Source organism: Poriferisphaera sp. WC338 (assembly GCF_050931845.1).
In the GTDB taxonomy this organism is placed as follows: domain Bacteria; phylum Planctomycetota; class Phycisphaerae; order Phycisphaerales; family Phycisphaeraceae; genus Poriferisphaera.
Map to the genome: position 1 here is coordinate 4,138,786 of NZ_CP194516.1, position 23,214 is coordinate 4,161,999.

The window sequence follows — 23,214 nt, forward strand, 5'->3', positions numbered from 1 at the left end:
GCTGGCAGATACTTCTTTCCCCTCCATCGTCGCTTGTGGAAGTTGAAATGAACGAGTTGTACGTGTAACGCGGGTTTGTCGGAGGGGCTTGTGTCGGCGCGAAAGGCATGGCGGTTACAGTCGTGACAGGCGGCGCGACTGGAGTAGGCAATAAAAAACGCCGCTTGGTTTGGACTTGGGCGGCGTAACAAGAAGTCTGTTTTTATAGGGTTTTATTGATTGGTCTAAAATTCTTCAACTTCCGGGAAGTCGGGGATATCGACATCTTCGACGATATGGTAGCCATCGGGAGCTTGCATGGGCTCGGTTTGGAGTTTTTTGCGTCGAAGTCGTTCTTCGGCAGAGATTTTTTCTTTACCGCGGATCATCAAACGGATCGGAACTTCCGGGAAGGGGACCATGTTGCGCAGGCGGTTCATGAGGTAGCGCTGATAGTTGTTATCAAAGAGTTCAGGGTGGTTAACGTTAAGGACAATGGAAGGAGGGTCAACATCGACTTGTGTAGCGTAGTAAATTTTCGCGCGTTTGCCGGCCTTGCCGCCGCTGGGTCCGCGAAGCTGCATGAGGTCCATGATAAAGCTGTTGAGTTCGCTGGTGGGCATGCGGTAGTTTGATTGTGTGTAGAGTGCTTTGACAAGTTTGAGCGCTTCTTTCATGCCTTGATTCTTATTGGCACTAGTAAAGACGATAGGGGCGAAGTTCAGGTTGCCGAGTGCTTTGTCCATGTACTCGACATATTCTTCCTGTGTGTATTTCTTTTCTGCAAGATCCCACTTATTAATCACGATGACTGTAGGACGGTAATGCTTGACGATCTCAGCAGCGAGCTGTTTGTCTACTTGTGAAATAGGCACCGCCGCATCAATCAGAAACAAGCAAACATCGGCGCGACGAACCGAACGCAACGCGCGATGGTGTGAGTAGTATTCGATATCGTCTTGAAGGGATTTGCGTTTGCGCATACCCGCGGTGTCGATGGCGGTGTATTTTTGATTGCCGATCTGGAAGCGAACATCGACCGAGTCGCGGGTAGTGCCGAGTTCATCAGAGACGATCACACGGTTGTCACCCGCAAGTGCATTGACAAAGGTTGATTTGCCTGCGTTGCGTTTGCCGACAAGCGCGAACTTGATGCCATCGTCCGGTGGGGTGTCAGCTTCGCCGATGGAGCGGAGGTGATCAAAGTCGATGTTGGCGCGGATGGCATCATAGATTTCCCATCGGTTGTTGCCGTTTTTGGCAGAGAGCATGATGGGTTCACCAAAGCCGAGTGCTGCCGCTTCATAAGCACCGGGTTCGTGTGTTTCACCATCGACTTTATTAGCAATTAGGACAACAGGTTTTTTCAGGTTGGCGGTGCGCAAAACTTCAGCCACAGTGTAATCAAGCGGGACCAGTCCCTGCTGTGCATCGACTACAAACAGGACGAGTTCCGCGTCAGCAATACCGACATCAATCTGACGTTCGACATCAGCCGTGAGGTTTTGCGAGTCTTCGATGCCGTACCCGCCGGTGTCAACGACCTCGACGTAATGTGGCTCTTCTTTGGGATTTTTGTCTTCGATCTCAACGACAGCAGAAACACGGTCGCGCGTCACACCCGCCGTTGGATCAACAATACTGATCCGCCTGCCGGCAAGCATATTTAGGAGAGAGGATTTGCCCACATTAGGGCGGCCAACGATGACAATTTTGGGAAGATAGTTTGATTCAGGCACGCTCATGGCGCGTCTCACTTTCGATGCGGATGCCCTGCGTCCATTTGATCAAGATCAAACTTCGGGGGAAGGACTTCCGGGGTCCAGACGCCTTACCCTGTCTGGTTGGGGGCTCCGCGGTGCGGTGCAGCGAAATATTGTAGCGTGGAGCAGGGGCTAGCCAAAATGGGAGGATTATCGAATGTTGAAGTGAGGGTTATTTTTTCGGCGAATCATCCTCGCCATGACGCTGGTTCCAGAGGGTGACAGCTTCAGGCTCGCGAACATAAGCAGGGCTGAGAGTGCGTGGGTCGGCAAAACGGCCTTGTTTGGCAAGATCGCGGCCCAGTACCCAAAGGCTTTCGGCACGAGGTCGTGCATCGTCGCCGATGACATATTGAAGGTGTTTGTTTTCAAGCAATCTTTGGATGGACGCCATGATACCTGTGCGGTGTTCGCCGCGCGTGGCTTTCATGAAATCCTCTGGCAAGACCTCGCCGACGAAGGTGCCGCCAGGGATGAGCGCGCCGGTTTTACCGCACGCAACCATGACCGCTTCAGAGAGTTCTTCACAATTTCGAACTGCGGGTTGCACAACGGTTTCGAGTCTACCTTTACTTTCTCGCAGTCGGATGTCACCCCACCGATAGAGGGCACAGTACATAGTTTCTTTTTTGATGTTTAACGCGGCGCCGATGAGTTTTTCGCGCTCTGTGCCGGGCTCGATGAAGCCATGTTGTTCGTAGGCCCATGCATCATCGGGGCGGTCGCCTTTGTAGGATGGCCGCCATTCTGGTGGGAACGCGACGACTTGGAGTGTAGGCACATTGACAAGCCTCACATTACCAGCGAGAGAGAGCATTTTGGCAACTGCAATACCGATGCGCAAGCCGGTGAAACTACCGGGGCCACTAGAAAGATAGACTTCACTAAGGTCGTTCGGCTTAAGATTGTGCTTGGTAAAGAGTTGGTCGACTGTTTCCATGAGGTCGACGTTGTGCCGTTTTTTCTGCGGGAGTTCTTGGGTTTCAATCAGTTCATCCCCGCGGGCAAGCGCAATTTCACCACGCCGGCTGCTGGTCTCAATCGCAAGATTGATCACTGCATCAGGATGGTTACTGGTGTTGTCGCCTCCCCCGGGTTGCGGATTGTTTCCCTGTATCACGTTCATAATCGGGAAATTGTAGCCCATCTTGGGAAGCACTTCTTGCGCTAACATCCCTACATGGTGTGTACTCACGGATTAGCTCGCAGGCTTAGACGTGAGCGATGTTTACCTCAATCCAAACCCTGAGTGGGTTCTGAACTTCCCTGCTTTGGCGGAGTGGTTTGTCATGGTAGTGTCGCTGCAATTGCACAGTCGGGGTCGCCCTAAGCGCCGATGTGCGGTAACATGTCCCAATTCCACCCACATAACCTCCGGGAATCTTTTTAAACCGCCCCACCATAGAGGGATAAAACCAGTGCAGATGACCCACACCTACATCAATAATCTTGCTGCAAACCAATATGTAGACGGTGTTTACGCGATCCAGAACTGCCAATTGGGCACGACGAAGAATGGTAAGCCCTTCCTGAAGTGCCTGATTGCGGATAAGACAGGACGGACGCCTGGACGGATGTGGAGTGCCACGGAGCAGCTTTATGAGTCTTTACCGACGGATGGCTTTGTGTGGATTGAGGCGCAGACGCAGCCATATCAGGGTGAGATTCAGTTGATTATTCAGAATATCAAACCGCATGAACCAACGGATGCGGAGTTACGAGAGTTACTGCCCGCAACGAAGTACAACGTTGATGCGATGTTCTCTGATGTGGTGGGCTTACTGAACTCGATAGAGGATCCAACGCTTAAGGCACTGGCAAATGCGTACCTGTCGGATGGTGATTTGATGGATAAGTTTTGTCAGGCACCTGCGGCTCAAGTATTGCATCATGCTTATCTCGGCGGGCTACTTGAGCACACACGGTCGCTGATGTACTTGGCGAATGCGGTTTTGCCGATGTATCCAAACGTGAACCGGGATGTAGTTTTGTTTGGTTTGTTCCTGCATGACCTTGGCAAGTGTGTTGAACTTGCGTGGTCGACTGGGTTTTCATATACGGATGAGGGGCAGTTGGTGGGGCATATCGCACAGGGTGTGTTGATGTTGCAAGAGAAGATCGCGGGCTTGGAAAATGATCCGGAGGAGCCGGTGACGGTTTCACGGGCGATCCGAAATGTGTTGAACCATATTATTTTGTCACATCACGGCGAGCCTGAGTTTGGGGCACTGAAGATACCCGCGACACCTGAAGCAATTTTGATTTCGCACTTGGATAATATGGATGCGAAGATGAACATGGCGTTGTTGGAAACGCGTGAGGATGATAGTAAGCCGTTGCCGGGTGCGGGGAATTTCACGGAGAAGATCTGGGCATTGAACACGAAGCTGTACCGGCCGGACCCAACGAAGGTTGAAGATTGATTTTATGGTGCGGGCAATGATTCGCAATAAATTGAAACAGAATAGGGCTGAGATGCGGAGTTGCGTCTCAGCTTTTTTTAATGGTTCTTGTTTTGATGCGATGGTAGCTTGCCTATTGTTACATGAGATTAAAAGAACGTGGACAGACGAGCTTTGTGCGAATAAGCGCTTTAATACAAGTGGTGATTCGATACAATCAATTGGTCGTGATTTGGTATGTGTAATGAGTAACCAGTTTACCACTGGAGAGTAAAAATGTTTCTAGGGAAATTTCGGGTGTGCGCGCTTTCAGTTGCGATGGCTTTGATGAGTGCGAATTCTTCTTTCGCTTCAAATTTTGAGACAGTTGTGTTGACCGGACAGGCTGCAGGGCAGGGAAGTAAAACGTTCCAAGCGTTTGACCGTGTTGATTTGAACAATCACGGTGATCTGGTATTTCAGGCGATTGTAGATGATGATGATTCGGATCAGACCAAGACGTATGCGAACTATTATGTGAGTCGTCATGGTGGCGGTGGACGGATTGCGCTTGAGTCTGTCGTGAGTGATGCGAGTTGGGTGGTGGGTCATTCGCGGACGGGGTACAAGGATGCCGGCCCACTTTGGAATACGCAGATCAATGACAATGGGACGATTGGTTATGTGAAAAGGACAGCTACTTGGAATGGCGGGCTGATGGATCGGACGACGACGGCACCCTTTGAAGTGGTGATGTTTAGTGGCGGGGTGCGTTCTGTGTTGGCGAGGACGGGGACGGTGACACCGTTTGGTGTGGTTGATTCGAATCCTGCTGATGTTTATGCAATCGATCATGGGACGCCGCTGGATTATTTTGAATTGGGTGAAGATGATGTGACGTATTTTTCGGCAGAGCTCAAACCGAGCATGTCGGGATGGCCCACGACAAGTTTGGGATTTTTGAGTGCTTCGTCGTCTGGGATTGGCCGGGTATTTGTTGAGGGAGATGAGGTGAGCGGTGGTGATTTTGCGTTTCAGGCAAATCCGTATGAGACGTACAAGTTTGCAGCTAACAGTCATGGTGATGCAGTGTTTGCACATCGGTATCCGTACGAGGATGTGCCGGGGCTTTCTTTCAACGGGAATGTGACGTTTTTTGATGCGTCGGCGGGGACGTATCAGAAGGTCATTGAGGCGGGGGCGCAGGCGGTGGGGCTGAGTGATGGTTCGTACTATCAGATTGGTCCGAAGCATTCACAGGGTTTAATGTTGAATGATAATGGGACGGCGATTATTCAGGTATACGTGCATATTAATGAGATCAATGCGCAGCGGCCATCGTTGTATTTGTATAAGGATGGGGCGTTATCATTCATTGCGACATCGAACTACGGCCATGCGGGCAGTTATGATGCGGCATTCTTTACCATGAGTGGTCCACTTGCGCTGAACAATCGAGATGAGTTTTTATTTTATGGGATGCCTGTGCCTGCTGCAGCGCTGAATTTGTATCTGGGTGATGTCGATGGATTTGAATCGGTGTACGAAGTAGGATCGCTTGCGGCTGGTTTTGACGTAGAGGGATACAAGTACACGGGCGGCCCGAACGATAGGTTGTGGCGGGATCAGGAGTATGTGCAGCTCAACGATAACGGAACGCTAACGTTTTTGGTGAGTATTGCGAATGATGCTGGAAGTAATGTAGATGCGCTTTATGCACGGGGCTTGGATGGTGCGCTTGATTTGATTGCATATACCGGCATGGATTTCGATGTTGAGACTGATACCGGGATAGTGACAAAAACCATTGCTTCGTTTGATCAAGATGTGTTTGATTTGAACAACCAAAACGTGCTTGCGTTTGCATTGACGTTCACCGACGGATCAAGCGGGATCTTTACGACGGTTGTGCCGGAGCCTGCGGCGATGGCGTTATTGTTGTTCGGCATGGCGCCGCTGGTGATGTGTCGCCGGGGCGCTTAAGCAGAATCCCGGTGATAGAAAACCAAAGAGGATTGGTCGCCGAGGCTTATACGCCTCGGTTTTTTATGGATCTGTTTTGTCATCGTATATACAGCGATAATTCATCTTCCGCAGACATGCGGCTCCTGTGATCCCTTATTAGAACTGATCCCGGGCGTGCTACACTCCGAGCAGTATGCGGTGTAAAATAAGGTGCTACTAAACCGAATATTTTGTCTGTTGGGTGCTTTATTACTGATGTGCCCCACGATACCGATAGGATTTTGACTTATGCATATGAAGGCCTCCGATCACGATCACGGCCCCAAAACCGTACCGATTACTTTTTTGCTTGAGGACCCAGAGCCGTTGACGGGTGATGCGTCCAAGACTGAAGTGACATGCATGGGAGCTGTGGGTGAGAATATTTTGGAGATCGCGCTAGATAACCATATCAATATTGAGCATGCGTGTGGCGGGGTCTGTGCGTGTTCAACATGCCACGTGTTTCTTGAGGTGGGCGAAGAGGTTTGTAGTGAGCCGGAGGACGACGAATTGGACCGAGTGGAAGAAGCACCGGGGAACCAGATCAATTCGCGACTGTCGTGTCAGACGGTGATCGAGTCGGAGTCCCCGATCACGGTGAAGGTGCCCGCATGGAATCGCAATGCAGTGAAGGAAGTGCCGCATTAGTTTCTTCTTCTTGTGAGTTCCCAGAAGCATTGAATGATCATTGTTGATCATGCTTTTAGGAAGTATTTGAAACAACATCACTTCGGTTTCGTCTAACATGGTGTGAGCCTATTCCGCGAGTTTATCCGTGTAGAGCGATACCATGAGTAATGCGATAAAAGAAGAACAACCATCTGGCGAGATCGCAGGATTTGATAAGGGGGGAAATAAGACGCGTAGGTTGCCTGTGTATGACGAGCCGACGGTAAAGCCGAGACAGTTATCGTGGTGGGTGGCTATACTGTTCGCGCCTGTGGCACCGTTTTATGTGATTGGTCGTGAGGAGCGTTTGCCGATATGGGCCGCATTGATATATGTGTTGGTGGTTACGGTGTTACTGGTGCCTGCCGCGACGGTTTTGTGTAATGTGTTGGGTTATGCGCGGGGTGGCATGGATGCATGGCGGCTGGCGGGGTCAATATATGATTGGTTTTTCAGTGTTGAACCAACGGTCATTTTGCCGCCGATTGTTTGGTTTGGGGTGATATCGTTATTGGCGGTTGCTTTGGTTGGGTTTGTGTTTTTGCCGCGGATGGCAAAGCCGCGTGAGACGATACGTTCTGCTTATCCAAGTGCGCTGCGACGGGTATGCCTTATTTATCCAGCCATTTTTGTAACGATCACTATGTTTGCCTTTGGTTTGCAGGCAATTTTTTATTTCCAACATCAGCATTTCAATTATGCCTACAACCAATGGATGATAATGCATCCGTATCCGCAGTCGAGTAATGGCGTGCAGCCAAGTGCGCAAGCGATGAAGGATTGGAACGATGCATTTAATCAGTTTCATACGGACTATTACAACAGCAGATCGGTGACTGCAGTTAGCATGGAGGAGTGGTTGCAAAACCATGCGGATAAGCTGGTTTTCGTACTGTTTTTGCTGGCGGTTTTGGCGATTCTATTTTTGTTGCGTATGGTTTCGAAGCAGATGATGATGCGTCCTCGGTCACATTGGCCGGCGACGTGCGAGGGGTGCGGATATAACATTTTTACCCCAGTTTCTAGAAATGCTATTACCTCCGAAGACGATCATGTGAATGCTTTAGAAACTTATCAAGGCAACTCAATATGTACTGAATGCGGCGAGCTGATTGAGATGTCGATTCCATCTAATCACCGGATAGACGATCCGACGCGGCGAGCAGATACGTGGTACAGAAGGATCAGTAAGTTATGGGATCTGACGATTTTGTTTTTGTTTAAGCCGAAGGTTTTGAGCCGACAGATCCGTATACATGATCCGTCAATGCATCATCATTGGGTGGCGCGTTTGGTGTTGTGGCTATTGATCCCCATAACCGTATTTTGTGTAGTGGTGGGGATCGTACATGATTATTTATTGTGGGCGGGGATCGATCATTTTTTTGTTGCGTGGTCGTGGGAACGGCTCACACGAGAGTGGGAGGCATATCCGATTATCGTACTGGTATCTGTTTCAGTGGCGTATTTGGTGATTCAGTTGCTTGCGATGATGGGTATGGTGACGTTGTCATTAAGCAAGGCGCCGAATCCACACTTTGCGATGAAGGTGGCGAATCTCGCGTCTGGACCGCTGATGGTATTGGCGGTGGTCACTTATGTATTGAACATCAGTGCGTACTATGTGTTTGATGCATTGCCGAGGAGTTTCTACCAGATGTTCCCACGAGATTTTCGGGGGCCGGAGATTTTTGTGATGGCCTTTGTGATTGCATCGTCGATTTTTGCGCTCTCATGGTTGTTCTTTTCCGCACGACGTGTCTTACATTACACACGCTATGCGAATGCTTGAGTTTTGCGTTAGTTCACTGCTCGGATCATGTCTGAGATTGGTGGGGTTTTGTTTTAGAACGATACGGTCTTAAGATAGGAGCGGCTTGTGCTTATGGCAGGGCGGTTTTGCTGTATGTGATGACAACGATGAAAGAGTGAAAGACGTATGACGAATTTCGATGTGAAAAATACCACGCTGCCATACAAGATTGCCGTTTTATGTTATCTGTTTGACGAAGACGGGCAGGTGTTGTTGTTGCACAGGCGGCGGCCGCCGAATCAAGACTTGTATTCACCGGTGGGAGGGAAGCTGGAGCAGGGGATTGGAGAGTCGCCGACCACATGTGCTGTGCGTGAAATCTATGAAGAGACAGGGCTTACGGTGACGGCATCTGACCTGCATTTAACTGGCATTGTGTCTGAGGCGGGCTTTGATGATCGGATGCATTGGCTTATGTTTTTATATGAGGTGACCCACCCGGTAAAAGTCACGCGAACATCATTTGATGAGGGGACATTGGAGTGGCATTCCCGAGAGAAAATAGGGAAATTACCAATTCCACATACAGACCGCGACGTCATTTGGCCGCAATTTTGGGCGCATCGAGGGGGCTTCTTTATGGCTCACATAGATTGCCATAAAGGTAGTACAGAATTTAGCTTAGAGCAATCTTATTATCCTGGAGAATGACCGAGATTTGGCCGCTCAAACACGGATTTTTACATATCAATTGCAATTTATTGTAAAAAGGTTAACCTTGACGGCGGCCAGTAACGGTGGTGGATTGGGTCTTTCCGGGGTTGCTGGCTAACGCAATACTGGTTGTGGTTCTTCCTTTGTGTTTGAGGGAGATGGTGAAGTAAATTCGTACAGTTGGAGCGCTCAAGGTGTTTTCAAAAATCGGTGATGTAACAGCCGGGTGGGTTGTTCCGTGGTTAGCAACGCCAGTCGATTTCCTGGAACAAGTAAAAGAGCACATGACGTGGGATGCCCTGGTTTTGGGCGTGCTTGATGTTCGCGTGGTGAAGCCGGATGCGATGTTGGTTGCGGATGGTGTTGATGGCGTGGCGCTTGCTCAATGGAGCGAAAAAGCGGTGAGTTCAGACGAGCTTTTTAAGGAAGCGAAGAAGAAAGGCGAGGCGGCGGGCAAAGTGTCCGGCGGTTTGCTTGGCGGGATGCATGTATCTGTGCACATGATGCCAGCATCCTTGGATGGTAATGTGTATTGGTATTTGGCATGCGGCCGTAAGGATCGGCAGTACGATCCCGCGGAGACGCAAGTCGCTGGGCTTTTGCTGCAGCTTATGAAAGTTGAGTTTGCGCATATCGCAGAAGGAGAGATGGGGCGTCTGCTTCTGGATGGCGATAACAAACTGCTTTTAGCTGACCCGCGAAGCGAAGTGAAGTACCGTCAGCGTCCGGAGCTGCTTGATCAGCTTTGCCAGATGTTGCCAGCAGTAATCCGTCAGCGCTGGTCATCGATTGATGATGATCAGATCCACGATGTGGTGCTAGATATGGAAGGGGTGGCGACTTGGATGCGTATCCGCAAGGGCGGAATAGATGGTACTGGCCGATCACATTTATATGTTGAAACGCGACCAGTTGAAGAAGGTGATGTGCCTGCAGTGGGCTTGCTTGAAGATGAACGGATCGCGCAAGCGGTTGCGTTTTTGAGTGATCGATATGCAGATAGCCCGAGCCTGAGTGATGTGGCAGAGAGCGTGTATACCTCGCCGTTCCATTTCCATCGACTATTTTCTCGTCAAGTTGGTTTGAGTCCAAAGCACTACCTACTTCGTATGCAACTTCAAGTTGCGAAGTGGATGCTGCGTGCGACGCGCGTGCCGGTGGGTGAGGTAGCAACGGCGGCAGGCTTTAGCAGTCACGGTCACTTCACCGCGACGTTCCACCGATTGGTGGGTGTGAGTCCAACGAATTATCGCAGTCAGTAAGTCAGATCATTATTCGTTGTGAAATAATCGATAGAGTGACAAAACGCTCGGCTTTAAGCCGAGCGTTTTTTGTTGTGCGTATTTTTTGAATTAGATTGGGTACGGTTGTAGGTGAGAGTGAAAAACCGCACATGACTACTGTGAGAAGAGTTCTGTTTTTGTTGAAAGAGATGCGCTAGTTGGCGGCAGAAGCGGGAGCCCATGCGGGTAGTTCATCACCTGAGGGTCCGTAGCAGGAGGGGACGGTTGTGCCGAGGAGACGGAGGTAGACGCCGAGTTGTCCGCGGTGGTGATAGAGATGGTTGAAGAGCAAGCTGCGATAGGCACCGGCACGAGGGATAGAAAAAAGTTCGTTTTCTTTGTCATCAACAACCGCCCAGTGAGATGCGAGGAAATCATCGGTAAGTGTGGGGAGTACGTTGTTGAAATCTTCGATGCTCTGATCGAGAGCTTGCATGATCTGCTGATAGGATTCGGGTTGTGCTGGAGCCGAGGTGCTAAAGTCGGGGACGGTAAATGTGTCGTTTGAAACAAATTCAATGATGAAGGTGGGAATGGAGGCGATATGGAGGGCTAGCTGGCCAGCGGTGAGGGATTTTTCGTGTGGTTTCCAGTCGAGTTGGTCGGCTGGTAGGTTATTTAGGAAGCGGCGGGTGGTTTCGATTTCCTTCTCGAATTCCATACTGAAAGATTGTGACAGGCTCATGCTTATTGACCTTTCCAGGAGGGTTTAGTGTGCGGCATAGAGTACTTGCAAAACACAAGCGAAAAAAGCTTAACTAAACTCATTTTTAAATGCAAGTGAATTTTTTAAGATCAAAGTAGACTAATTGCGAAAAACAAGTTAGTTTGATGTCATGCCGCACTTTTGACAGTTCGTGTTTTAAATTAATTGCGAATAGGTGTTTGCGTTGAATGACTCGCCAAATAATCGTCAGTGTACGGAGAGCGAAGGCCGCCGATCTGGGTGCCCTATTAGTGTTGCCTTGGATTTGATGGGGGATAAATGGACGATGCTGGTGTTGCGGGACATGATTATGATGGGGAAGCGGTATTACGGTGAGTTTCTGAAATCAGGTGAAGGGATCTCAACGAATCTATTGGCAGATCGGCTCAAACGGTTAGAAAAAGGGGGATTGGTGACACGTGAGGTGGATAAACAACACGGTGCGAAAGTACGGTATGAGTTGACGGAAAAGGGGTGGGATTTTGGTGCGGTACTAGTGAAGCTGATTTTGTGGAGCGGTACGCACTACGAGACGGCGATTCCTGCAGATAAGCAGGAATTGCTGAAGGATGATCCGGCGAAGTTGGAGGCATGGTTGCACGGATTGATTCGCAAACAGCGGTCGCTTTCGCGAAAGTGACAGAGCCCGGCCATACGGACGGGTAAAGCGGGTTTATGGGACATAAATAGGGCAATGGTGTATGTGCGGGCCAGTAATACGCTGGAAAGTGGCTTGCTTTGGCGAATGAGATTGAGCGGGGGAGCTTGGAAGCCGATGGAATGTGTGGGGCATCTGGTCCGTAAATCAGGATATTTATGGGCCAAGATGTTAAGATTGGTAAAAAGATTCTTGATACCGGTTGTATAAAGCTGGTGAAAGATGGGGAATCGGATTATCTTGTGTTTGCCGGGCGGCGCAGCAGCCGGCGTTTAAGGAATTGGTAAGCTTGAGCGTGCTAGAAACGCGACTGAAAGTGGAGAATCACGTGATGAAATTCTTATCGGTGTTGTCGTTGGTCATGATCTTTGCGGTGTCGGTGGGGTGTACTTCCTTCGATCGGCATGTGTATGAGAGTTCACAGCTTCGTCCAACGACGCTGACGATTGTGAAGGTGCCAGGCGATGAGCCGCTCTGGAGTTACGATATCCCGGTTGGCTATAAGCTGGTTGTGGATTTCAACACAGACGACCAGATCGGCAACAACAAAAATAGCAGCACGGTTAATCCGACAGAGATGACGTGGAAGCTGATCAAGGGTTCGGAAGAAGATGTCAGTGGGTTGTACATGACGACCAAAGCTGAAGAGAGTGGCGTGGTTTCACTGCCAGGGACCGATATTCGTCAGATCGTGACACTTCGTGAAATGAACGGCGAAGAGCAAGCTCGGACGTTTGATGTTGAGTCGGCAGAAGTGGTTTCGGATGGCAAGATTGAGCCGATCGAAAAAGGCGTTGAAGAAGCGCATGGCGCAGAAGACGCTGGCGAAAATCATGATGAAGCTGCTGGCGAATAATCATTACAACAAAAATGAATTGAACGAAGACGCTGATCAGGAATGGTCAGCGTCTTTTATTTATCAAATGAGTCAGTGTGCTGTATATGAAAACAGTGTGTTTGATCGCGTTTGATGATGGCGGCGATGTTGGGATGGGGTAGAATGTTGGTTATGAAGACAAAGATCAATGAACTGGCACGGGTGCGTTTTGCGGATTTACCGACGGCGGTTGAGCCCCTCGTTGAGCTGAGCGGTGCGCTAAAGGGGCCGGATATTTGGGTGAAGCGGGATGATCAGACGGGATTGGCGATGGGTGGGAATAAGACGCGGAAGCTAGAGTTTTTGATTGCAGAAGCGATGCGGCAGGGGGCGACGTGTGTGATCACAGCAGGTGCAGCGCAGTCGAATCATTGCCGACAAACAGCGGCGGCGGCAACGAAGGCGGGGCTTGGATGTCATTTGGTTTTGGTGGGAAGTAAGCCTGAGAAGAGCAACGGAAACTTGTTGTTGGATGAGTTGCTTGGTGCGACGGTACATTGGTGTACGCGGGAGGAGCGGCCGAGCTTGATGGTGAGTTTGGAGGAGGAGTTAAAGGCGAAAGGGGAGAAGCCGTATGTGATCCCGGTAGGTGGGAGTAATGAGGTGGGGGCGATTGGTTATGTGGTGGCGATGCAGGAACTGTGGGGACAGTTGGCGGGGATGAATGATGATTGGGCGGATGGCCCGACGCATATTGTGTTTGCTACCGGTAGTGGCGGGACGCAGGCGGGGCTAGTACTTGGTGCGAAGATCGTTGGGTATGAGGGCGAGATGATTGGTGTGAATGTTTCGAAGGGTGGTGGGGATGGGCCGAGTTTTGAAGAGCAGATGAGTGAGATTGCGAATCGTTGTGCGGAAATGATCGGTGCGGAGGCGCGGACAACGGCGGATGACTTTGAAGTGAATCAAGATTACTTGGGAGAGGGGTATGGGATCGTGACGGATGCGGAGCGGGAGTCTATCTCACTATTAGCTCGTTTGGAGGGATTGCTTGTGTGTCCGGTGTATTCGGGGCGGGCGATGGCGGGGTTGCTCGACATGGCGCGGAAAGGCCGGTTTAAGAAGGGGGATCGTGTTTTGTTTTGGCACACGGGTGGCTCGCCGGCACTGTTTGCGTATCGGGATGACTTGGGGGTTTAGGGGTGATGGGCGCATAGGTGGTGTTGCAGAATCATGAATATGAGTGAAACAGCAGGTGGATGAAAACGTCTACTTGTTGCGAGGGGTGTTGTTGTTTGCATGGTAGGCGTTACATGATGACGATCCGAATGAGAAGGTGGGTGCGATGAGCTTGATGATGATCGGGATTGGGCTGTGGATCATGGTGGGACTGGTGCTGTGGTTGTGGGGTTGGCGGGGGAAGCGGTTGGATGATCATCCGGTGTGCGGGCGGTGCGGTTTTGATCTGGTGGGTATGAAAGCGGATATGCGGGAGGTGAGTAACCGGGCGGGGCAGCGGTGCACGGAGTGCGGGGCGGCGTTATGGGTGGATGATGTGCGATTGAATGGGGAGAAGCCGGGCAAAGCGGCGGTACGAATCGGCAATCGTGTGCGGGGTGTGAAGAAGATGGTGGCGGGTACGGTGATGTTGGTGCTGGGGTTGACGCCGATGGTGTTGATGATGAGCGGGGTGGATTGGCAGAGCAAGAAGCCGAACTGGTTGTTGGTGTGGGAGGTGGAGCATCCGGATTGGAGTTCGGATGTGCCGGGGGTGATTGGTGAACTTGAAACGCGGATGATGAATAACAAGGTGAGCGCGCCGATGATGCGGGCACTTGGTGAGTCGCTGTTAGATTTGGCGCAGGACGAGGATGTGGTTTGGCGGGATGAGTGGGGCGGTATGTTGGTTTCGTTGCACAAGTCGGGTGGTTTGAATCGGCAGCAGTTACGAGCGTGGTTAGAGTTGATGGTGTCGGGATGGGAGATTGAGCTGCCGGGGGATAAGGGGGTTCGCAAGTTGTGGCTGAATGATTCGAATGATGTACTTGTTTGGTTTCGATTGAGACAGCGTGAAGATTGGCGGGGGTGGTATGTGATAGATCAAGGAGCATTTTGGCGAAGCGGATATCAATGGAAGGAGAATCTTCAGGAATTACATTTAGATGAATATCTGCTTGTTAAAGGTTTGGGGAGCGGATCGAGTGGTTCGATGGATTCATCTGGTGGCAGTGCTGTGGGGACCAATCCATTCTGGGGTTTGGGGGATCGGATGCGCGCGATTCGTGAGGAGGCGGGGAAGGATGAGTTCGATTTGTGGATGACTTTTGAGGCAACGATGTTTAGTAATACCGCGGGCATGTCGCATACGGAAGAGGTGAAGTTGCATGTGGGGCGGGTGAAGTTGGTGGATGTGCAGCCGATGGCGAAGGTGGTGATGGATGAAGCAAAGCGGGCGCGGATAGAAGAAGTGGTGCGGCCGAGCAGCCAGATGGTGTTTCATACGCGGATTGTTCATGGTTCGAGTGGTGAGCTATTTTATGCACCGCATACGCTAGTTGGTGAGGCGTTTGAGCCGAATCGCTATTTGCCGGTTGGGTATTTGGATGACTATCAGAATCGTAGAAATGCTGAGCGGCATGTTAATTTTGTGGTGGTGTTTGAGGGTGTTGATAAGAAGCATAAGTGGTGGCGACCGCAGTTAGAGTATGCGACGGGATATGATTTTGTGGAAGGGCCGATGTGTAACGAGATGGTGCTGGTGGTGGATGGGGAGGAGTATCCGCAGGGGGTGTATCTTTCAGCGAAGGGAGGCGATGGGCATAAGCGAAGGAGTTGGATGGGTTATGGGATGATGTTGCCGGATGGTGTGGGTGTGGGGGAATTGAAATGTGATGTGATTTTACGGCCGGCGCCGGCGTATGCATATAATCATGAACATATGGAGAAGATTCTTGGCGAGGAGATTGTTTATAAGGAGGTAAACCTGCTGCGTGTTCCGATTGATGAGGTGGAACAAGCGAGGGCTGAGTTTGACGCTTTTAACAAAGCGAATCCAGGTTCGCCAAGAACAACTGAAGGTTGGATTGATCTGCGGCAACGGGCAAAGGAACATTTGGTGGCGGTTGGTGAGTTCGAAAGCTTGGAAGCGATTGAGGCTTATATTGCGAAAGTGAAGGGTGAGAAGCAGTAATTGAAAAAACCTACGGGTGGAATCCGTGGGCTTGGGCGCATGGGTGGTGCGGGGCGAAAGGATGGGGATTCTGGGGGCGCGGCGTGTTTGGCGGGTGCATGTGGGGGTGATTATGGGGTTTTGGGTGTTGAGGGGCATGGAAAAGGTGTTGGGGGTGGGGGGAGTAGCCGATAAAATGGTCAGGATGAAGCAACGTGTTGTTAATGATTTTGAAGTGGTGCTGCGGCGGATGATTTGCGCCGGAGTGGTATGGTGCGTGGTGGTGGCGGCGTTGATGATGTGGGGGATGGATGCAGCGCAGGGGCAGCAGGCGGTGAATGCGAATGAACCGGTGCGGGTGAATGAACATATTATGCGAGGCGGTTGGACACCGGTGGATCAAACGGTGAGCGATTACAGTCCGAATGCGACGAGCCAACGGATGTTGCAGCATGGGAACTCGCAGTTCAATCGGAATATGACGATGTACGAGCGGCCGGTGCCGTTGCTGCAGCAGCGGTTCGGCATACCGAGTCGAGATTATGCGACGGGGTTGTATTTGCCGACGCAATATCAATTTCGTGCGCCGGGTGTGACGGCGATGGTGGCGCGGCCGGAGTATTTGGTACGGACAGGGACGGATCCGAAGAAGGATGTGGCGCTGAATAAGCAGCCGTTTGAGGATGGGTTGTATGCCGATATTTTCAGTGCAAACATGGTGTTTGTGTTGGACCCGGCGATGACGAATCCAATGATCTATCGTGTGGATAGACGGGCGGGTGATGGTCGTATGAATCCGCGTGTGAGTTTGCGAGCGAAGGTGAATGAGCCGACGGATTTTCAGCAGCCCGGTGTGGTGCGTGGGTATGATGATGGTCGGACCGGTTTTACACGGGTGAATTATCAAGTCGGTGGTCGGGTGAATGGGGAGAGTGGTGGACAGACGGGATCGTTTGGTAGCCGTTATTATGATCCGACGGTGGATGGGCGGTTTTATAGTCCGGTAGATCGGCGAGCGTTGCATGATGGCAAGGCGGAAGAGCCGACGGAGTAAGTACGGGGACATTTCATATTCAGGATTTGGGTAACCTGAGCGAAGCATTGATGTAAACAGAATGTGAATTTAGTAAAGCTGCGCAGTTTGTCTGTGTGTGCGGATTGTTTCGTATATGCGATCTTTGGGGATTAACCCTAGAAACGGGCCTTTTGTAGTGGCAAGCTTGGATTTTATCGGTATATTCAAGTTGCTGCTTCCGATTGAGTTACGTCAATAAAAGTAGCAATTTCACTTCCGTTTTTGGTGTGAGGGCGGGGCGCCAAGGAGTGGCAATCGAGTGGTGTGGTAAGCGCATGAAGCGTGGCATTTCTGATGCTGTGTTGTTTAAGTATCAGGTTGTATTGTTTGTGTATGTAGATGTGCTTGTGTGTGCATCTATTTTTGGTGCTTGGCGGTGCGTCGTAAGCAGAGCCAAACGTTAGATGAGTATTTCAGTTAGTTGAGGTGAATTGCACAACACTTTAATCACCTGTTTCCAGGGAAGGGAAGCAGAGGGAGACTTGAACGATGAAAAAATATGGTTTGATGATTGTTGGGCTGGCTTGTGCTGGCATGGGTATGACTGATGTTGCTGAAGCGGGTAGTACGGTGATTGGTTCAGCATTAGAGCAATCCGCACGTGACCATTCGCTTGTTGACGGTGTGATGGACACATTTTGGGGGGGCGCGCCTTCAGCCTCTCATTGGAGCGAGGTTGGTGAGGTACGCGGGCAAGTCTATTTTGATTTGTTTGGACTTGAGATTCAGACGAGCAGTATTACTTCTGTTGATTTGATTTATACAGCGAATGAAGTGATTGACTATGCATTTAATCCGATCGATTCGCAAGAAGGTGGCGCAGGTTCAATTGTACCGGGGCCACGCGATGTAACATTGGCGGCTTATGGTGCAAGTTGGGATGATAAGCCATCAATCAATGATGCGGATGATGCGAATCGTGGTATGAAACAGGGAACGCAGACGTTACAGTCTATGGGTTTTGGGCAGGTGCCACAGATTCAAGAGGTTGGGCCACAGGAAGCTATTTTTGATGTCACGAATCTCGTGAAGGATCTTCTGGCCGCAAATAGTGACGGTGTACGTTTTACGTTTGTGGACGAAACTTTTGAAACAGCGATTGACTTGTTCGGTGGTTTTCTTCCTTTGCAAACGGGCGGATCAGGTGCAGCGGCGCCAAACTATCCATTCCGTTTGGTGCTAAACACTGGCGGTACGCCTGCGATTCCAACACCGAGTGCGATTGGCTTAGGCGCGTTGATGCTTGGCGGTTTGGCACTACGTCGTAAGCAGGGCTAATCGCTGAAGAAACGGCGTGTGCTTAAGATTGAATTGATGAAACCGGTGGCCAAGAGGTCGCCGGTTTTTTGTGATCGATGTGTGATGCTTGGCTGAGGTTAGGGCGTTGGCTCAAGAGCGATTTTGCTTTGTATGAGATGAACAGTGGGGGAAGAGACTAGCGGTCGGCGGTACGGAGCTGCTTGAGCAGGCGGTGGTGGAGGTAGGTGATAAAAAGGACGGCAAGAATGAGGATCGCGATGAGGATGTAGATCAATAGGTGGAAGATGGTGGTGTTGGTGTTAAAGAGATAGGTGCTATTGAAGTTGTTGGATTGCGATAGCAAGCGGGTCAGGAGGTAGATGGCGGAGTTGGCGATGATGAAGATGATGGTGGTTAATGGTGTGAGGAGGTTCGCGATTTTGGCGGCGGGGTAGGCGAAGTGGGTTTTGAAGCGGCGGTAGTGGTAGACGGATTGGATGAGGGGGAGAGCGTGGTGGAGGATGAGGAAGGGTATGAGTATGAAGGTGGCGGTGAGGGTGATTTCTGGCCAGACGTAGATGTATCGGTCGCCGAATGTGCGAGCGTTGTATTGGTAGGAGATGATGGCGAGGGTGAAGCAGAATAGGCAGAGGGGGATGAGTGTGAGGAGGTAGAGGGTTTGGTGGTGTGGGGAGGTGTCGTGTGCGCGGATGCGTCGGCCGAGGGATTTGGGCATGAATATGGGGGCGAGGAGGAGGAGGGAGAGTGTTTTGAGATAGCCGATGGATTTGATGTTGCGGAAGGGGTCGTCTAAGCGCGTGTTAGGTGAGATGGAATGGGCGATGGGGTGGCCGCATTCGGGGCAGGCTTTTTTGAGGTCGGGTTGGGGCAGAGGGTAGTTGCATGATTCGCATGTGGCGGGCCAGGTTGAGGATGATCCTTGTTGGGGGCGGCGGGTGATGAAGAGCATGAGCACGTAGGGGTACAAGAATGTCAATGTGGTCATGGCGGTGAGATAGGGTGTGTGGAGCTTGGCTGTAATGGGTGCATCTTGCCATGCAATGGCGGTATCTTTACGCCACTGTTGATGCTGTTCTTGGTATGTGTCCCAATCATAATCCATGCTGATTGGTTCAGGGATCGCGCGTTCGAGCTGGCGGGTGAAATGGTTGTAGCTGTTTTCAAGTGGGAAATTGATGATGGAGGCGAGGATGAGTATGAGTAGTAGGTGGGGTAAGGTGGCGAGGAGGCGCTCGGTGGTGGGGAGGATTGATTTTGCAAGAGAGGTGTTTGGGGGATTGATGCGCGGGGCAAGGATGTAGCCGAAGATGAGCGGGAGGCTGAAGAAGGCGAGGTAGATGCTGACGAGCATGGGGACGTAATAGAGATCGCGTTCGGGTTTGAGCATGCGGAGGAGGTAGAGCAGTTGATGTTTGATGGCGGGGAGCAGGCCGAGGAGGTAGGAGCTGTTTGTGTGAATGTTTTCAAGGACGGGGATAAGGATGATGCCGAGGGTGAAGGCGACGAAGCCGAGGAGGATGAGTTTGGTCAGGGGAATGGTGTGGGCAAGGTGCGCGGCGCGGATGGGGCGGAAGAGCGCGAGGAGAAGAAAGCGTTTGGTGGTGATGGGTTTGTGTGAAGGCGGGGGGCAGTAGGGGAGTGGGCCGCGCGAAGGCTCAAGATGCTGTGATATGGGTGATGCTGTTGTGGTTGTTGATGATGGCGGGTTTGTGTTGGTCATGTTGGTGCTCGGTGTGTCTACTTTAATAGACGGAGCGAAGGAGGGAGCGTTTCAGATGGTGTGGCATGGGCTTAGGTTTGTTCCCCCGGACCGGCGGTCTGGGGCTTGAGGGTAGATGTTTGTGGCGAATGGAATATCCCACGGGATGGAACCCGTGGGGTTGTGAAGATCGTTGTGTTGCAAATTACGCGTCGTTTTTAGGCGATGCGATGATCATGTTGTCGATGAGGCGGGTGTTGCCGAGGTGGGCGGCGATGAGCGCGACGACGCCGCCGGTGAGATTGGGTTCGATGCAATCAAGGGGTTGCAGTGTGTGGGGATGTCTAACTGTTGCATAATCGATCTTAAAGTTGTGGGCAGAGAGGATGTCGTGCATGGCAGATTCGACGGCGGCAGGATCAGTCTCGCCTGCGGTTTCGATGAGGTTTTTGGCTTGTTGTAACGCTTTGTACAAAGCAGTGGCGTGTGTGCGCTCTTCTTCGGAGAGATAAACATTGCGTGAGGACATGGCAAGGCCATCCGATTCACGAATAATCGGTGCGCCGATGATGTTGATGGGCATATTGGTGTCGCGGACGAGTGCGGTAATGATTTGGAGTTGTTGGTAGTCTTTTTGGCCGAAGATGGCGTAGTGGGGTTGGATGATGTTGAACATTTTAGTGAGCACGCGGCAGACGCCGCCGAAGAAATGTGGGCGGTGCTTGCCTTCGAGGATGTCGTTCAGATTCGGGACATCAATCTCGAACGGAACGTTTTCCGGCGGATAAATCTCATCGACTGTGGGCATGAACACTTTAGAAATACCAACCGACGCGAGCTTGGCCAGATCGTCATCGATGTTGCGAGGGTAACTATCGAAGTCTTCGTGTGGCGCGAACTGTGTTGGGTTCACGAAGATGTAGAAGATAACTTCATCGGCATAGTTGAATGCTTCAGCGACGAGTGAAAGGTGTCCATCGTGGAGTGCGCCCATGGTAGGAATGAGGGCAACTTTGCCGGGAGTGGTGCTGCGCATGGCACGTGCTTCGGTAATGGTTTTTGCGATCTGCATGAGCATATTTTAGAGGTAAACGGGTTGGTGTGATATTGCGAGGAAAAATCATTTCGATTGCAGGAGATTTTCGAGTGCAGATTGAAGTTTGAGGTAGTGGAATTGGAAGGGGGTCTCGGTTTGGAGGCGAGTTGGGATACAGCGGCGACCGAGCAGGGCGAGCTCGGGGTCAGTGTTCATGATGAAGCGTGCTCCGAACTTTACTGCCAACGATGGCACGGGTGGAGACCATGGTCGATGGCATGTTTTGCGGAGGGTGTGCATGAACTCGGCATTGGTGACGGGGTTGGGCGCGGTGACGAGATAGTTGCCGTGGTAAAGCGGGTTGCGGATGGCATCGACGATGAGGCGGGTCATGTCGGCTTCGTGAATCCATGAGATGTATTGTTTACCGGAACCGAGCCTGCCGCCGAGGCCGAGGCGCGTGAGCGTGACCATGCGTTTGAGTGCACCGCCAGTAGTACCGAGGACAAACGAGGTGCGGAGATTGACGTGTCGTTGATTGGGCAGGAGGTTTTCGTGGAGTGCTGTTTCCCAAGCAGTACCGACTTCGGGAGCGAAGCCCTCGCCAATGGGCGAGTTGTCGGTAACGACGGTATCTTCGGGGATGGGGTCGCCGAAGATGTGTGCGGTGCCGGCCTGAATCCATACGGGTGGTGGGCTATCTAACTCACGAATAGACCGCCCGATGAGGTTGACGGAGTTGACACGTGATTCGAAGATTTCTTTTCGTTGCTGAGGCGTTTTGCGACAGTCGACGGTGCGGCCGACAAGATTGATGATCGCAGCGGCATTATTGAGCGAAGAAGACCATGGGCCGAGGGTTTTGTTGTCCCACTGATGCCAGGTGATGTTGGGGTGATCGTAGTTGGCAGGTTTCGAACGAGAAAGGATGATGATGTGATAGTCGGCTTGCACAAGATGATTGGAAAGGTTCTGGCCCATGAAGCCGGACCCGCCGGCGATGACGAGTTGCTGCTGGTTCATAGCATTATGATAGTGGCATGTGAACCTGGTGGATAACCAGGCCTCTCCGGTTTATTTGAATGCACGTTCGAAAGTTATCACACTTCTGCTGGGTTAAGCGATTTTGATATTGGTAGGGCAGAGTGTGCGGTAGATATGCGTGAGTTTTTCGATTTGCTGTGAGGCGAGACGGTGGGTGGTGACCCAGTTGCGAGCGGTATCGCCAAGCTTTTGTGCGGCAGTGGGCTGCTCGATCAAACGGAGGAGGAGTTTGGTCCAGTTGTCGGTGGTTGTGGCGCCTTGTGCGATAACCCATGCGGTTTGATCGTGGATGAAGTAGTCGAGCCAGGGGTCGTCTTGGGCGATGATGGGCATGCTGCGAGCCATGGCTTGGAGGGTGATGGAGCGAGCGCGGCCGAGAGGTTGTGGATGGATGAGTACGTCTGCGCGGAGGAGCAGTTCGCGGTGGCCGAGTCGGCGAGGGATGATCGAAATGTTTTGCAAGAGATTGAGCCTTGCGCCAGCTTCCCAGATGGCGTGTTGATCAACACCTTGTCCATCAAAGAAGAACTGTGCGTTAGGATGGATGCGGATCATCTCGGCAATGCCTTGCAGAAGTGATTGATAGTGCACGTCGTAGCGACCGTTGCCAGAGACAATGGCGGATGGAGATTCGGTGATGGGGCTATTGTGTTCAGCACCAGTAGCGCGGTAGATGCCGGTGGGAACGAACTGGACGGGGGCTTTACCTTGAATGGCTTGTTCGAGTGAGGCGGTGAGCGGTTGTGTGGATGCAGTAAAAATAGTGAGGGCGGGGTCGATGCGGGTGCGGATGTGCCGGGCGGTTTGGATATCGTAGTGCGAGTTAGCGGAGAGGACGGCGGGGATATCGAGTTTATTGGCAAGGGTAACGGCGCCGTGCCACATGCGACCATCGAGCGCGTGGATGAGATCAACGTTGTGCGTATGAAATTGATCGGCGAGTTTAGAAATACGGAAGCGGTTGATGAGTTTGGAGAAGAGCGGGGGGTAAAGCTTGATTTCGTTCCAGTCGAGGTGTCCGACGAAAGGCGAGAACTCTGAGTGATGGATAGATTGTGGTATGACCTGCGTGGTTTGGATGCGTTCGTCGATGAGGCCGACGATGAGGTGCTTGAGAATGGAGAGTTCTTCATCAAGCCAAGCTGTGTTTGCGAGGAGCGCTACATGCATGACTAAATAGTAATAGGGCAGAGTAAGAAGG

At 51.4% G+C, this 23,214-nt stretch carries 20 protein-coding genes; 13 read left to right on the forward strand and 7 right to left on the reverse strand.

The genetic code is table 11. The features are described from left to right. Positions 1-224: 224 nt before the first annotated feature. The gene (gene der / locus ACQ6WK_RS17140; RefSeq protein ID WP_432798614.1) at positions 225-1,724 is read right to left on the reverse strand and encodes a ribosome biogenesis GTPase Der; all 1,500 of its coding nucleotides are present in this window, start codon (positions 1,722-1,724) and stop codon (positions 225-227) included. Positions 1,725-1,914: 190 nt separating this feature from the next. After that, complete coding sequence (gene tsaB / locus ACQ6WK_RS17145; RefSeq protein WP_432798615.1) at positions 1,915-2,937, reverse strand: tRNA (adenosine(37)-N6)-threonylcarbamoyltransferase complex dimerization subunit type 1 TsaB; 1,023 nt, start codon at positions 2,935-2,937, stop codon at positions 1,915-1,917. Between the two features lie 229 nt (positions 2,938-3,166). Here tsaB and ACQ6WK_RS17150 point away from each other — a divergent pair, with 229 nt between their 5' ends. The 6 genes from ACQ6WK_RS17150 to ACQ6WK_RS17175 all read left to right on the forward strand — a co-directional run bounded on the left by ACQ6WK_RS17150 (position 3,167) and on the right by ACQ6WK_RS17175 (position 10,528). After that, positions 3,167-4,165 carry a 3'-5' exoribonuclease YhaM family protein gene (locus tag ACQ6WK_RS17150; RefSeq protein WP_432800417.1) on the forward strand — a complete coding sequence of 333 codons (999 nt, stop codon included), beginning with the start codon at positions 3,167-3,169 and terminating at the stop codon, positions 4,163-4,165. A 306-nt stretch (positions 4,166-4,471) separates the two neighbouring features. Further along, positions 4,472-6,106 carry a DUF7453 family protein gene (locus ACQ6WK_RS17155; protein WP_432798616.1) on the forward strand — a complete coding sequence of 545 codons (1,635 nt, stop codon included), beginning with the start codon at positions 4,472-4,474 and terminating at the stop codon, positions 6,104-6,106. A 270-nt stretch (positions 6,107-6,376) separates the two neighbouring features. After that, entirely contained in the window at positions 6,377-6,778 is a 402-nt protein-coding gene (locus ACQ6WK_RS17160; protein ID WP_432798617.1) for a 2Fe-2S iron-sulfur cluster-binding protein, read from the forward strand. 142 nt (positions 6,779-6,920) lie between these two features. Further along, the gene (locus tag ACQ6WK_RS17165; protein ID WP_432798618.1) at positions 6,921-8,591 is read left to right on the forward strand and encodes a hypothetical protein; all 1,671 of its coding nucleotides are present in this window, start codon (positions 6,921-6,923) and stop codon (positions 8,589-8,591) included. A 147-nt stretch (positions 8,592-8,738) separates the two neighbouring features. Then, positions 8,739-9,263, forward strand: coding sequence for an NUDIX hydrolase (locus ACQ6WK_RS17170; RefSeq protein WP_432798619.1), 525 nt, complete (start codon positions 8,739-8,741; stop codon positions 9,261-9,263). A 287-nt stretch (positions 9,264-9,550) separates the two neighbouring features. Continuing rightward, positions 9,551-10,528 (forward strand): helix-turn-helix transcriptional regulator, encoded by a 978-nt coding sequence (locus ACQ6WK_RS17175; RefSeq protein WP_432798620.1) that lies wholly within the window; start codon positions 9,551-9,553, stop codon positions 10,526-10,528. Positions 10,529-10,703: 175 nt separating this feature from the next. Here ACQ6WK_RS17175 and ACQ6WK_RS17180 read toward each other — a convergent pair whose 3' ends face one another. Further along, the gene (locus tag ACQ6WK_RS17180; protein ID WP_432798621.1) at positions 10,704-11,234 is read right to left on the reverse strand and encodes a DinB family protein; all 531 of its coding nucleotides are present in this window, start codon (positions 11,232-11,234) and stop codon (positions 10,704-10,706) included. A 205-nt stretch (positions 11,235-11,439) separates the two neighbouring features. Between ACQ6WK_RS17180 and ACQ6WK_RS17185 the strand changes: the two genes are divergently transcribed. From ACQ6WK_RS17185 to ACQ6WK_RS17215, 7 genes are all read left to right on the forward strand, one after another. Continuing rightward, positions 11,440-11,895, forward strand: a complete 456-nt coding sequence (locus ACQ6WK_RS17185) for a winged helix-turn-helix transcriptional regulator (RefSeq protein ID WP_432798622.1) — start codon at positions 11,440-11,442, stop codon at positions 11,893-11,895. 349 nt (positions 11,896-12,244) lie between these two features. After that, entirely contained in the window at positions 12,245-12,769 is a 525-nt protein-coding gene (locus ACQ6WK_RS17190; RefSeq protein ID WP_432798623.1) for a hypothetical protein, read from the forward strand. Positions 12,770-12,922: 153 nt separating this feature from the next. Continuing rightward, positions 12,923-13,930 carry a D-cysteine desulfhydrase family protein gene (locus ACQ6WK_RS17195; RefSeq protein ID WP_432798624.1) on the forward strand — a complete coding sequence of 336 codons (1,008 nt, stop codon included), beginning with the start codon at positions 12,923-12,925 and terminating at the stop codon, positions 13,928-13,930. A gap of 145 nt (positions 13,931-14,075) precedes the next feature. Further along, positions 14,076-15,920: a hypothetical protein gene (locus ACQ6WK_RS17200; RefSeq protein ID WP_432798625.1), complete on the forward strand. Its 1,845-nt coding sequence runs from the start codon at positions 14,076-14,078 to the stop codon at positions 15,918-15,920. Beyond that, complete coding sequence (locus tag ACQ6WK_RS17205) at positions 15,921-16,094, forward strand: hypothetical protein (protein WP_432798626.1); 174 nt, start codon at positions 15,921-15,923, stop codon at positions 16,092-16,094. Between the two features lie 10 nt (positions 16,095-16,104). Continuing rightward, positions 16,105-16,953 carry a hypothetical protein gene (locus ACQ6WK_RS17210; RefSeq protein WP_432798627.1) on the forward strand — a complete coding sequence of 283 codons (849 nt, stop codon included), beginning with the start codon at positions 16,105-16,107 and terminating at the stop codon, positions 16,951-16,953. A 510-nt stretch (positions 16,954-17,463) separates the two neighbouring features. Then, positions 17,464-18,252, forward strand: a complete 789-nt coding sequence (locus tag ACQ6WK_RS17215) for a hypothetical protein (protein WP_432798628.1) — start codon at positions 17,464-17,466, stop codon at positions 18,250-18,252. Between the two features lie 157 nt (positions 18,253-18,409). On the opposite strand, the gene ACQ6WK_RS17220 is transcribed toward ACQ6WK_RS17215, so the two are convergent. The 4 genes from ACQ6WK_RS17220 to ACQ6WK_RS17235 form a co-directional block, all read right to left on the reverse strand. After that, entirely contained in the window at positions 18,410-19,954 is a 1,545-nt protein-coding gene (locus ACQ6WK_RS17220) for a hypothetical protein (protein WP_432798629.1), read from the reverse strand. 184 nt (positions 19,955-20,138) lie between these two features. After that, entirely contained in the window at positions 20,139-21,005 is an 867-nt protein-coding gene (panC, locus tag ACQ6WK_RS17225) for a pantoate--beta-alanine ligase (RefSeq protein WP_432798630.1), read from the reverse strand. A gap of 48 nt (positions 21,006-21,053) precedes the next feature. Next, positions 21,054-21,992: a TIGR01777 family oxidoreductase gene (locus ACQ6WK_RS17230; protein ID WP_432798631.1), complete on the reverse strand. Its 939-nt coding sequence runs from the start codon at positions 21,990-21,992 to the stop codon at positions 21,054-21,056. A 93-nt stretch (positions 21,993-22,085) separates the two neighbouring features. Continuing rightward, positions 22,086-23,183, reverse strand: a complete 1,098-nt coding sequence (locus ACQ6WK_RS17235; protein WP_432798632.1) for a glycosyltransferase — start codon at positions 23,181-23,183, stop codon at positions 22,086-22,088. Positions 23,184-23,214: the final 31 nt, after the last annotated feature.